We start from the raw sequence: 12,958 nt of genomic DNA on the forward strand, positions 1-12,958 counted from the left end.
AACCCATTCATCCCAAACCCGGAGCTTGACAGGCTGCCTAATCCGGAATTCGCACGCCCGATTTTGGTAATTATCGCAAGCGCCTGATTTCTCGATTAGGCTCAAGCGCTGGGCTTGATTTCATTCGCAGCAAAAACTGTTATATGTTCTATTTTGTGAAGAGTCGTTGCGCGCCCGACGGGGTCGGCCAGTCAGCATCGGGCGGAGTTCAACTCTCCGGCGCGTCACCTTCGCGACCGCGGACTTTTGACCTCGAAGTCGTATTGCTTGCCCCATACATCTTAACGGGTTCAGAGCAGAAAATGATTAGCACTTCGCGCTATTTCAACCCGGTAAATCTCAGACAATTCGTGACAGAGTTCGACCTAGCACCAAGGCATGCCGTTTCGCCAATACGACATTTACCAAAGCCCTACGTATTCGAGAACCTAGCTATGCTGGACCCTTCACGAATTCGCCTCGTAAGCAGGACCCTAAAACATCAACTGCTTGATGATCTCTCATTTGACATCAACCTTGCCACTGATGAATTTTCACCTGGAAATTTCATATTACGCCTCTCCCTTAAATCAAAAGTACCCTACTCAAATCTAATAGATATCCCTAGGGTTTCAGGGAAGATTTTGAATGAGCTGAATTCCCGATCATTTAGAATTATAATTAGACGAGCCGTAGCGCTTAGTTTTGGGTTGAGGGCTGAACCACTTGGCCATTCTGGCCGAATCACCCGCCACACAAAGATCAGCGTTCCCGTGTCTGCGGAAGTGGGAGCGGAATACCTGACCACGCATCGACCGGAACTAGTCGCACTTCACATATCTCGAAACCCCGATTTGGTTCCCGACCCACGTCTTAGCGCTTCAGTAATTCGGGCCGCGGAAGAGCTCAACCTAAAGTCTGAGACTCAGATGCTACTTATCAACGCTCAAGGATCTACCCTATTTGCGACGAGTCGCTCTGACAGCGCCGCGCCGTTCTATAATAATCGATTTAATCGCGTCATAGATCTCTCCGAAATCGCGTTATCCATGCAACAAGAGTTACTACACAGAGACATAACACTACTGAAAAGCGAAGAGGGTCACGGTAGCAAAAACGTGCCATTCGAACGGTGGATACGATACCCCCAGAACGTTTTCCACATGAGCGTAAGTAACCAAAGAGTCTGGACAGTTCTAAGCGATGCTCTCCGGCTTAGTTCGCTTATCGATGAACTCACGAAGATTGACAAGATTACACACTTATGACTTACATGAACATTGAGCTAGACGTTCTAGGCGAAGTTTCTGCTAGAGAACACGGCTTTCTAGAACCTATCACCCAAGGGGCCGATGCTATAGGTTCATTGGGAATATTGGGTGCGCTCATTACAATTGCAGTGACGTACATCCGAGATAAAAATAATGCGGCTCGTAATCTCAGATCAGCGCTGTCAGCAGAAATCATAGAGGCAGTGGCGGAAAAACTAACTTCGCGGTCCAACCCGAGCGAGGAAAATGGTGGCTCTATGGTGGATGCCGCCCGATTATTCGTCCCATTAACCAAACTGAATTTTGAGATGTCAAGACCCAGGGACCTGGAAATTAGACAATACGTCGAAATTGTTATTCAAAAGGTCAATTACGGGCAACCAGTACCGCGTATGGACGAAATAATCTCTGATCTGACGCAAAAGCTATCCACGTGGTCACGATCTCCTCGTAAAATACGTAGAGAGTTATCTCGACTGACACATGCTCCCTCTGAGGATTGAACCAACCTGGAGAATCATGCGACAGCATGATGGGCCAGTATAATCGGGTGGAGATTATTGAATCGGCCGTCGGCAAGCGGGCATTTCGCCTTCTGTCGTGTTGCACGATGCTCAGAACGGTCAAAATCACACCCTATGTAATATTCTCTCCACGTGTTTAGCAGAGATATTTGGTAGCACCTGTGTACCGAAACGGTGTGAAATCTCGCTTCTTCGTGGACACAGGATCTCATTGCTTCGTTGACAGTCAATCTCAATACTTTGTATGTCCTGTCTCAAAACTTTGTGGACACACGATCTCATAAGATCGTGGACACGAGGTCGCAGATCTTCGTGGACAATCGAGAGACGGTTTTCTGTCACGCTCATTCACATGGCTAATGCACTATCCCCACGCGTCCGCGCGATGATTATCAACTTTGACCCGACACAGCCCGACGCGCTGACGATCAGCGAATTCTGCAAGACGCAGAAAATCTCGAGAAGCATCTTCTATCGTCTCCGTGAGCGTGCCACCCAAGAGTCAGCCGGTGCACTCCATCCGCGTTCCAGAGCCCCGAAAATGCCCTCCAGGCGCTATGGTCCCGATGTGATCAACGAGCTGGTCAGGATCCGTAAAGAACTCAAAAAGGTTGGGTGGGACTACGGGCCGAAAACCATTCACTACGAAGCGACCATCCTGGACGAGTTTCCTGGTGGCCAGATCCCGTCCGTGGCGACCATTGCGCGGCTGCTGGCCAGTGTCGGACATGTTGAACGCAGCCCACGCAAACGCCCCAAATCCTCCTACGTTCCCTTCGTACGCTCAACTGCCATGGCGCTATGGCAACTTGACGCGTTCGAATTCAGAACCGGCTCCGATCAGGTGGTAACCGTCTACCAGCTCATCGACGACGCGACCCGATTCGATGTGGGCTCCAGCGCGTACGCACGCCATGAGAACAGCGGCGACGCGCAACAAGTCCTTGCAACCGCCATCAATGAATACGGGCCGCTCAAGGAAGTGCTCAGCGATAATTCCAAGGCGTTCAATCAGCTTCGTGGCGGTACCGTGGGAATCGTGGAGGCCTATTTGGCGTCTCAAGGCAGCATGCCGATCACAGGGCTACCGGGCAGGCCGACGACCCAGGGTAAGAACGAGCGTTCGCACCGGACCCTTCAGCGGTTCCTCAAGGCCAACAGAGCGCAGGACCTTGCAGACGTGCAGAAGTTGCTGCGCCGCTACCGCGAGCATTACAACCAGCGCCGCCCACATCAGTCGTTGAATCAAGCAACCCCGCAGATGCCCTGGGAGCTGCTGGAGCACACCCCGGCCACCGAACCACTACCCGTGGTGGTGTTGGAAGCCAAGGCGGCTAAATACCTGATGAAACGTCGGATCGGCAACTCGTCCGTGCATCGCGCGGATGTTGTCGTTTCGAAAACTGGCGACATCCTGAAGGAACTCGCGGATGACCAGCAGCCAGCTATGGAAAGGGACCGTGATCAACTGCTGATACGGGTCAGCAAGGATAATTGCCAAGCCTATTATCGTGGCAAGCAGATCTCCCTGCCGCAGACCTATGCTGGACGCCAGTTCCTGAGGACCATCACCGAGAACGAATTCATCTTGTCGGATCCTGACACCGCCGAGGTGGTGTTGAGTTTTCCGCTGCCCATAGTGGCATTGCGTGTTCATGGGCGGTTTGTGGCTTCGTATTCGATCAGAGGGGTTCATTTGGCGAATCCAACAAAGCAGTGGAGCCGGAAGGCTGCCGAATATCAGGCAGAGTACGAAGCTCGGGAAGGGGACATGCCAGAGGTGTTTGACTATCGGTAGATAGCTGGTCCCGGCGGCTTGCGGAGAGCCACCGCCGGTACCTGTATACAAAGTATTGAGATTGACTGTCAACGAAGCAATGAGATCCTGTGTCCACGAAGAAGCGAGATTTCACATCCGATGCGCGCACAGGTGCTACCGAATACCTCTGCTAAACACTAAAGCCGGGTGCTATCGCATCTTCACCGACACGGCCTCTGGCGCTGTCGAATCACGCCCCGAACTCGATAAGTTGCTCGATCAGATTCGTCCAGGAGATACGCTCGTGGTTTGGCGCTTGGACCGCCTCGGCCGGTCCATACGTCATCTGATTAACCACATGGACGCGCTGCAACAACGAGGTATCGAGTTCAAATCCCTGCAGGAGAACATTGACACCAGTTCCTCGGGCGGCCGGCTCGTGTTCAAGATCTTCGCGTCTCTCGCCGAATTCGAACGAGACCTCATCCGCGAACGCACTAACGCCGGTTTGGCAGCCGCCAGAGCTCGCGGCCGCACTGGCGGGAGACCAGCATCCCTCTCCCCCGACAAGCTGCGCACTGCAAAAAGACTCTATGAACAGAGGGATATGACCGTAGCTCAGATCGGCGAGGTGCTCGGAGTCAGCCGCAGCACCGTATACCGCGCGCTGAACAAGGAAGCCAAAGAATAAAGAAACAACTCGTGTACGCGTAGCAGTCGGACGACTCCGGTCAAGATTGCCCAGACTCAACACCGAGCTCAGTGGTTAGACCGCTCAACCGTAGATTTATAATGATCGACTCTTCCATACGGGTTGAGCTGAAAATATGCCTTAGATGCCTCACCTGCAGCAATTGGCAAAAATGAAAACGCGCTAGATTTATCGCTGATTCAACGTGCGGTGAACCAAGAAATTGAAGACTAATTGAAATCCCGACTGAAAATCCTCACCACCTCGTAGAGGCAGAAACACTGCCGGTCATCAAGCACAAGGATTCGAACTCTTCAACGAAAATTCAGCAATGGCCAATTCAGGTGGTGATGATCGTTTATCTGGTACAAACTATGGGAGAGAACGACTTCTAGAAAGCGAAACTAGAATCACCAGGGACATAGTGACGCGATTAGGTCCTAGGATCACGTCATCTCAGCCTCGCTAGAAAATGGAATTAGAATTAATTAACATTACCGATTGAGGGCCGACGTACATTGAAATCTCCATGAGCTCAAAACACTTAGGTTATGAGACGAAAAAATATTTTCAACTTGATTGTTCCGGCATCCTGGCTATATGTTCAAACAATCCGGTTTGATCAGTGATTAGCCCGCTTCTTAGCTCGTTAGCCCAAGTGCTTACTCTCGTCGAATATGGCCGGCCCTTTTTCGAGATCAGTGAATCCGATCGGCTGAGTATCACGCCGTGTCTAGCTCTGGAGAGCATCACCAGAAGCACCCGGTGTTCTTCTTCAATCTCGGATTGCTTTTTCGCCAAGAAGCTAGGCACATGACCTTGTTCGAAACCCGGGATGAAAACCCAGTCAAATTGTTGCCCTTTACCAGTGTGGGCATTGAGCAGATGAACGCCAGGTCGGATAGCAACGTACCCTTCATCGAGGATGCGAAATTGCAGAAGAGCAGCCTGAATCGATCCAGCCTCAGTGGCCAGATATTCGAGATGGTCTAAAGCGTCCACCACTTCAGCAGCGGTGTCCACGTCAGTGACACCTAACCGGGCAAGAACCTCAGTCTTAAGAACAGTGAGGTCTGGGTTTCCGCCGAGCCTTGTCGCAGCTTCATTGATGAGTTCGATAATTCGCGCATCGTCGACCGCAAGGTCCCACCGCGTACTGGGCAGCGCGGACCTCGCAAATGCTGTGTCGATAGGCTTGCGTCGCCAGGCTGCTCGACAGATGATGCCAATCGTCGCGCTTGGTTGCTTGTCGAGAATGCAACCCGACGCCCGTTCAATAAACGCGGCTTCTTCTACCCCTGTAGAGAACCTGGCACCAACTGTAATGCCCTCTTCAAACCAGACGCTGGGATCGTGCGGCTGAAGAGCCTGACCTCCGAGGCCTACAGAGACCAAATTCAGCAGACCGAGAACTCTGGGTGAAGATCGATGGGAGACACCGAGGTCGACAGGGTCGCCGCAAATCTTACGCAGTCGTCGCTCGACCTCGATTGGTCGAGCACCTGTCCAGCTATAAATGCCTTGGAGCGGATCACCAACAAATGTGCGGCTTTGTTCGCAACTGCGAATTGCCAGATCGAGTTGCTGTGGAGAAAGATCTTGAAATTCATCCACCAACATGGCGCCGTAATGCTTGCGATAAAGCGACGCAATTTCCGGCACACGGATCAGTCTCTGGGCGTGCCTGAGTAGATCATCATAGTACATCGTCCCTGATTCTTGCCGTGCCGACTCTATCTCGATTGACTGAGTAATTCCGTGGGCGGTGAGTGCTTCAATTACTTGGAAGTCGCTGTTAGGACGCTGCTTTGCAACACGGAGATCTTCTTCTATTCGTCTGTTCAAATCGCCAGCATCGCTCTCAGACAACCCGTCGAGCATGGAGGCGATCGCATCGGATTGTGTTCGCTTATCAGGCATATCAAATTGCGTATCGATGCCCAGCGTCCGTCCATGTGCCCTGACGATCTCTGCTGCGTGGCCATGGAAATTATGAATGGTGACATACTTTCGAGTGCGTTGCATTCCAAGAACGTTTACAAGGCGACTAGTGAGGTTGGCTTTGGCTTTGTTCGAGAATGTGAGGGCAAGAATTTTCTGGTTCGGGCCAAGTCTGCTGATCAATAGCGCTGCCCGTCGAGCAAGTAACTCTGTCTTACCGCAACCGGGTGAGGCGATGACCAGAAGGTTCTGAGCCTTATGTGCCACGGCTTCGTCATAGTTGGGATTTTCCATCATGATTCGCTCGCGACGATTTCGAGTCGGGTAAGAAGTGCTGCTACGCTCTCGATCTTCAAGGCTTCATCGGCAGTGAGCAACTTTGAAACGGCCAGAGCAGAAGGAACTTTCCGGTTTCCTGATTTCGAACTCGATCGACAAAACTTGGCCAGAGCTGATACATCTACATCGGGAATACTGACCGCTGCGCATGAAGAGAGAATTGCTGATTTGTCCGCGACGTGTGCGCCAGTGAGCATTTCAGAGACCCGTTCTGCTCCCAGTGAGCGACAATATTCGTCTTCGAGATCAGCTTTGGATATGAACACGGTGGTGCCGACCACGTTCTTGGGTCTACCCCCGACCGCCCCGACCCAGCGGGGACTTTCCGCCTCATCGACCAAGCCGAGGACGTGAACGTTGAAGCCCTGCGGACCGAGTAGCTTGTAGACCGTAGGAAAGTTCTCCGCTCCCCCAAGTTCAAAGACCATCGCGCCGATCCGATCTAATGATATTCCGCGTGCTCGTGCGGCTGCCTCTACGATCAGGCGATCTGCTATGCCCTCTACAACAATTGCAAAACGGGCCGTGAGAGCTTCCAGCATGCGTGGCGACCACCAGTGAGCTTGAGTACGCTCTTCAACGGAAAACGTCGTCGGATCGATTTGATGGCACGCGCCGTCCGGACTGACGGCAACCACTTGCGTGGGGTCAAACTTCTGCACGATATAAGGAGAGTGGGTAACTAAGATTTTTTGGTTCACCCGTTGGGTAAGCAGCTCAGCTACAGTACGTTGGCTTGACGGATGCAGATGTAGTTCAGGCTCGTCAATCGCGATTACATTCGCGGCACCCTGAGCAAGATCAAATAGTGTCATTGATATTAACTGACGGATACCATCGGATTGTTCCGATAGAGGCGCAAATTCATCTTCTTTTTTGAGATACATAGAGACATTCTCGAGAACCGATTTAGTTGGGTCCGCTGAGGTACGGATCGATAGTTGATCGGTACCGATGTCTTTCGGCATCGAACTAGAGAGATGTTGAGCCATGCCCTTCCTCAATTCGGTGAGGGCAGAGTTTTCACGAAGCTTGTCGTTGAATGACTCAAGTAATTTACTGAAACTGGTTTTTTCATCACCGAGCTCGGACTCGACTGCGCGTAGAAGTATTTGGACGGCACCTTCACGGCCATCGAGATTATTGACTGACGAGGAACGCACGGCGGGAAGGTAGCGCCATCCGAACGCGACGATTTGTTCTCGGGTAGGAGATCTCACCTCACCGCGCCCCGGACACCATCTTGAGATGAGGACAGACTCGGTGTCTTCCGGATCGACCTGGACTTCTAGACGAACATCGAGCGACTCTGATTGATCGTCTGGATCGATATCAATCTCCCGGTAAAAAAGAATACGCTCAGCGTCCGTGAATGAGCTGAATGAGACCGAGACAATGAGTGGCTTATCCGGTTGTTGCAGATCGTCGACAGAAAGATTCTGGTAAAGCTGCGCGGTACTTCCCAAAAGGAGGTTGAGGAGCCGCAGGAGAGAAGTTTTTCCGACGTCATTGGCGCCGACGATGACAAGGTGGCCCCGAACGGAGAGCTCTAAATCGCTTAATCGTGCATAGTTCTCGATGTTGATGTTAGTCAAACGCAAAGCGGCTCTCTTCCGCGGTGCCTGGTGCGACAACGCTGTTGAATGAATGACGAAACCAATAGATTCGGTCCCATACCCATGATGGCAGCGAGCCAACACCGAAAGTATCAACTGTTTACGTGTCTCTGAATTTCTTCTACTCGTCCTAAGAACGCGTCGCAAAAATCATAGGTTGCAAGACGTCTCATCGCGCGCCACTCCCCGATAAAAAATCGGCGGAAACTCAACGATCGAAAATTCTCGCAACTATGTGTCGCAACCAATGACATAGAATCATGTCTACACCATTAGTTGCGAGACACATTTGAAGGACCGATGACCAAACTGATCGGGTACGCCCGCGTATCCACTAAGGCCCAAGACGCCGACCGGCAAATCCAAGACCTCCTGGCCGCCGGCATCCGCCACGATGACCTCTACATCGACCACGGCCAATCCGGAGCACTGGCCAAACGCCCCGGACTAGACAAAGCACTCCACGCTCTACACCCGGACGACACTCTCGTGATCACCACCCTGGACCGGCTCGGGCGCTACACCCAGAAAATGCTCGACCTCGCCCACGAGCTACGTGAGCGCAATATCGGGCTACGGGTACTCAACCTCGGCGGCGGCGACGTCGATACGAGAACGCCCATGGGCGCCATGGTCTTTACCGTCATGGCCGCCCTGGCCCAAATGGAGTTGGAGATCAAACGCGAACGCATCACCGACTCCGTGACCAAACGCCGGAGCACTGGCGGCGACCTCGGCGGCCGACGCCCCACCTTCACCGAATCCCAGATCCGCACCGCAGCCAAACTCATCCAGGCCGGTGAGCCGGCGACCCAAGTCGCCATAGACATGGGCATGTCTAGGGCAACCCTATACCGAAGAATCAGGAACATTCAGAGCATGTAAGAGTGCAAAGCTGTATACGGACAAATTGGACCGCCGCAATCCGGCGACACTCACAATTGCGGGATATAACTGGTACGCACCAAAATCCTCAGTCGATTCTCTCGTCAGTTCTCTTCATACGCGCGACGGGTAAGCTCCTCCAGCAGATCCCAGGAACTACGATCCTTAATTCGAACTTCTACATCGCCCGTCCCAAAATGACCAATATTCGACACATCCCGAATTAATCCGTCAACCGGCTCAATCGTTTGGGGATCAAGCTTCAGATACACCAGTAAGTTTTTGGAGTTCGGATGAACCTCCACACATGCAAAGTTCTTCAACCGCCGATACGCAAAGTAATCTTGCCGTTCATTCTTCACGACATCATCACCAAGCGTCATAGCGAACGCATCGAAGTCCTCGTATAGACTCGTCAGCTCTTCATCGGAGCGTTCCAAGAGATCGCTCACGCGCGTTCGCTTGGAAACTACTTTCGGTACTACTTCATTGATGGACGGACTCTTCGGCGGAGCAGTTGAGGTGGATGTGGCAGTGGATGTCACCAGCTCGATGGCCAACAAACCTGTACCGTAAACGCGGTACCGAACCAGTTCCACATTGCGATCGATTTGCCGCACCGCATACTCGTCATACCGCGTGAAATCTCCGGCGACACAAATCAGCCGAGGAGCCGACCAATCAATTTTCAAGGCAATATCACGGCCCAACCGTTCCTCAACAAGAAGACGGAACTCTGCCTGATGGTCCAAGAGCCAATCCAGGTAGAACAAGCCTTGGTTAATGACATTCTCGTTGGTCGAGCGCTTGTACTCCAAGATCACTGGCGAACCAGTCTCATCTAGACCAAGTGAATCTATGCGGCCTCTATGAACCTTCCCCGTAGAGTATTCGCTCGCCAAATATCGAACCCCGAAGATGTTCTCTAAGTTCTTCTCCAGCAATATCTGAAGCTCACGCTCTAAAGAAACTCCAGTGGACGGCAACTCGACGGCAGCATCGTCAGTCACTGAAAAGATTTTCAAATCAGACATTCAATTCCCGCTCCTACTTAAGTACGTCTACTATTCCCTAGAAATCTTGAAGTGGCCAACAACCGAGATACGACCGCGGTCATAGATGACTAGCAGCGGAGAAGGCCTTCATCCTCTCGTACGCTGCAAATAGAGCTCTCTGCCGATCCTCATCTGAATCCAGGGTATTGGTTGCCCCAAAAGCTCGATCCACAACATCGTCAAGGGCTGTATGTGCTTCCAAAAGTTCAGGTGACATAGCCAGAGGGTTGTAATGCTCAGCTAGTGAACGTTCGGAATGCAGCGCACGGGCTTCAAGCACTTGCTGTCCAGCGGCGATAATTTCCTCGCGTTGTTTGTCGTTCAAGGCGGGGAATGGGAAGGTATACCAGGTCAGGGTCGAGGCAAACCGCAGGTCAGATTTGATTCTTCCTCCGATTGCCTTCTGCCAGGCTATGAACATGCCCGAGGACATGACCGCAAACTGCAACCCGTCCGGGTCTTGGATCGTGAAATTCGCATCCCCTGCAATCACGTCCTCGCTGTACCGTGCCACGGTGAAGTAACTCCGGGTTTCGGAGACATGACGTGGCACACAGACGTAAGATGTATCTTGTTTGGCCAGTTGTCGGAATAGGTGGTGATAAGGGTACTCACGGGTGCTGGCCGCTTTGGAGGCCTGGCGGAAGTCACGCACAGCGGCAACACGCTTTTTCAGTATCGGGCTACGCTCCAAGTCCCGGGGTTCCATCCCTTCGAGCCACAGACACCACCGGTCAAGGTTGTGCAGCAGTTCTTTGGCGCCGATGTAGCGATGCACATACTTGGCTGCTACGGAATCTGCCATGACTTCGGCATAGTCTTCCGGCTCAACAATCAGATTTCCGTCATCAGTGGGCTTCGAACCATAAGCCGTGGGCAGCAATTCCGGGCTAAGAACAGTGCTGCGTTTCTCCACCAAAACATTTTCAGCGTCCAGCAGGTACGCATTGATGTTCTTGGCCGGTGCTTCGATGGGTTGCGCTTTAGGTGTTTGGTAGGTGAAAAGTCGGGCTGGGATCTTTTTATCTTGGGTGAATCCGACGATGACGCAGTGCACGGCGGCGGCGCCTGGAGCTTCACTGCTCCATGCAAAGGTGCGGTGAGCGAATTTGATCCGCCACCCATCAGCAAAGATCTGTCCAAAGAGGCGCGGCACCTGGTCGCCTTGGGTGATGGAGTTCGTGGTGACGAAAGCCCAGACACCCACACTGAGTGCTGTATCGAGGAAGCGCATAGTTTTCGCGTGCCATGCAGTGACATAGTCAAGCCGAGAAAGGTCTTTGCTACCTCCCCAGGCTGCCTGTAAATCGGCTTTTTGATCTACTCCGCGTGTATTGTCACCTAAGAATGGCGGGTTTCCTGCCACGACGGTGTTCTCGTCTGGTGCGAAGATTTCATTCCAGTCAAGACGGAGAGAATTCCCACGCTGCGGGTTTTCCCTAGTGGAGGTAACGATGGTGGCTTGCTGAAGAATTGGCAATCGCTCCGGGGCGAAAGCGATTCTCTTCTGCATTTGCAGGTCACATTGTTGTTCCGTAAGGAACATAGCAGTTTCAGCGATCTTCGCTGGCCACTCGTCAATCTCGATCCCATAAAAATTATTAAGCATGACAACAGGTGTTGGGTCATCCAGACTGTCATAGTTGTCTTCCGTGATCTCCAGCCTGGTCCCCGGGAGGAGGAGCGTTGTTTGCCCTTCGGTGAAAACTGGTTTTCCACCGCTGAGTTCCCGGAGCTTCTCTATGATCGCTATTTCGAGAAGGCGTAGTTCCCGGTAGGCAATAATGATGAAGTTGCCGCAACCACAGGCTGGATCAAGAAACTGAATCTTCGACAGACGCTGGCGCAGTGCCCGGAGTCGTTTGCGTGGATTTTTCTGATCGGCGCCCGCATCGAGGAACTCTTGCCGAAGTTCGTCCAAGAAGAGCGGGTTAAGGGTGCGGAGGATATCGCGTTCAGAGGTGTAATGTTCTCCAAACTCGCGTCTGGTCTCCGCGTTGCGTACGGATTGGAACATGGAGCCGAAAATTGCTGGGGAAATATCTGACCAGTCAGTGCCGCAGGCATCAAGAATCGCAACACGCAACTCGGAACCCACTGTGGTGAGCTCAATAGGTTCAGCGAAGATTCCACCATTCACGTACTTGAATCCCTGCAGATGCGAAGGAATCGATCGTGAGCTAGCGGGTGGAGTATTCAAATATTCGAACAGCTCGTTGAGCCGGTCAGCTAGGTCTGACCCGTCGGGCTCCGTGTGGTTGATGATGAAGTTTTGGAATAGGTCTGCCTTCCACATGTCCGTGTCATCGCCGAACATAAGGAAGAGAATCCGTGCGAGGGTCACCGAAATATCGTGCTCTGGAATAGAGGACGTGCTCAGCGCGCTGTACATCGAAGCCATGAGCTTGGAAGCACGCTTGGACTCGTTTTCCGTTTCCACATCAAAGGCCTGCTTAACCCGATCGATCACTGCGGTGGCAGTAAGATCTTCCCGAGCGTCGAGGGTGATTCGTGATAGCCGGTCGATCAGCTTCGGATTATCTTTGCCCGTGATGTGGACGTGGGAAGTGAGTCGCGTCGTGGTGCTGGCGCCCTTCACGATTCGTGAAGGCCAACGCCAGATTTGCTTCTCGTTGTTATGGAAAATCACGATGCGATCTGTCGAAACCCTCGCAACGGCCCGGTCTACCGCCACCTGATCCGAAGAGCTCGGCAGCTCAGCACACACCCAAACCCGCAGTCCCTTGAAGCTTGAAACGTTCGCAGCAGTAATTGTCCTACTCTCATCGAGCACTACTTTGAGGGGTTGCTGATCGGGACGGGACCACCGAAGCTGTTCGAGGAAGAGCCGTTGGTAGTCGTGCGTTTCGACGAGATTGAGCAAACTGGCAGGCATGA

Annotated in this window: 8 protein-coding genes; 4 read left to right on the forward strand and 4 right to left on the reverse strand. The window is 52.5% G+C overall.

The genetic code is table 11. From position 1 onward, the window contains the following. The first annotated feature begins 1,252 nt into the window (after positions 1–1,252). The 3 genes from ACNPM8_RS14450 to ACNPM8_RS14460 all read left to right on the forward strand — a co-directional run bounded on the left by ACNPM8_RS14450 (position 1,253) and on the right by ACNPM8_RS14460 (position 4,224). The gene (locus ACNPM8_RS14450) at positions 1,253–1,753 is read left to right on the forward strand and encodes a hypothetical protein (protein WP_448940069.1); all 501 of its coding nucleotides are present in this window, start codon (positions 1,253–1,255) and stop codon (positions 1,751–1,753) included. 373 nt (positions 1,754–2,126) lie between these two features. Next, entirely contained in the window at positions 2,127–3,572 is a 1,446-nt protein-coding gene (locus ACNPM8_RS14455; protein WP_448940070.1) for an integrase core domain-containing protein, read from the forward strand. 79 nt (positions 3,573–3,651) lie between these two features. Further along, positions 3,652–4,224, forward strand: coding sequence for a recombinase family protein (locus ACNPM8_RS14460; protein WP_448940113.1), 573 nt, complete (start codon positions 3,652–3,654; stop codon positions 4,222–4,224). Between the two features lie 570 nt (positions 4,225–4,794). Here ACNPM8_RS14460 and ACNPM8_RS14465 read toward each other — a convergent pair. Both ACNPM8_RS14465 and ACNPM8_RS14470 read right to left on the reverse strand, forming a co-directional pair. Then, positions 4,795–6,462: a UvrD-helicase domain-containing protein gene (locus tag ACNPM8_RS14465; protein WP_448940071.1), complete on the reverse strand. Its 1,668-nt coding sequence runs from the start codon at positions 6,460–6,462 to the stop codon at positions 4,795–4,797. After that, the gene (locus tag ACNPM8_RS14470) at positions 6,459–8,099 is read right to left on the reverse strand and encodes an ATP-dependent nuclease (RefSeq protein ID WP_448940072.1); all 1,641 of its coding nucleotides are present in this window, start codon (positions 8,097–8,099) and stop codon (positions 6,459–6,461) included. The genes ACNPM8_RS14465 and ACNPM8_RS14470 overlap by 4 nt, the downstream gene beginning before the upstream one ends. Positions 8,100–8,420: 321 nt before the next feature. On the opposite strand from ACNPM8_RS14470, the gene ACNPM8_RS14475 reads away from it, so the two are divergent. Continuing rightward, positions 8,421–9,005, forward strand: a complete 585-nt coding sequence (locus ACNPM8_RS14475; protein WP_448940073.1) for a recombinase family protein — start codon at positions 8,421–8,423, stop codon at positions 9,003–9,005. A gap of 104 nt (positions 9,006–9,109) precedes the next feature. On the opposite strand, the gene ACNPM8_RS14480 is transcribed toward ACNPM8_RS14475, so the two are convergent. Further along, the gene (locus tag ACNPM8_RS14480) at positions 9,110–10,039 is read right to left on the reverse strand and encodes a DUF5655 domain-containing protein (protein ID WP_448940074.1); all 930 of its coding nucleotides are present in this window, start codon (positions 10,037–10,039) and stop codon (positions 9,110–9,112) included. Positions 10,040–10,118: 79 nt separating this feature from the next. After that, positions 10,119–12,956, reverse strand: coding sequence for a class I SAM-dependent DNA methyltransferase (locus tag ACNPM8_RS14485; protein ID WP_448940075.1), 2,838 nt, complete (start codon positions 12,954–12,956; stop codon positions 10,119–10,121). Positions 12,957–12,958: the final 2 nt, after the last annotated feature.

Source organism: Glutamicibacter sp. AGC46 (assembly GCF_053543715.1).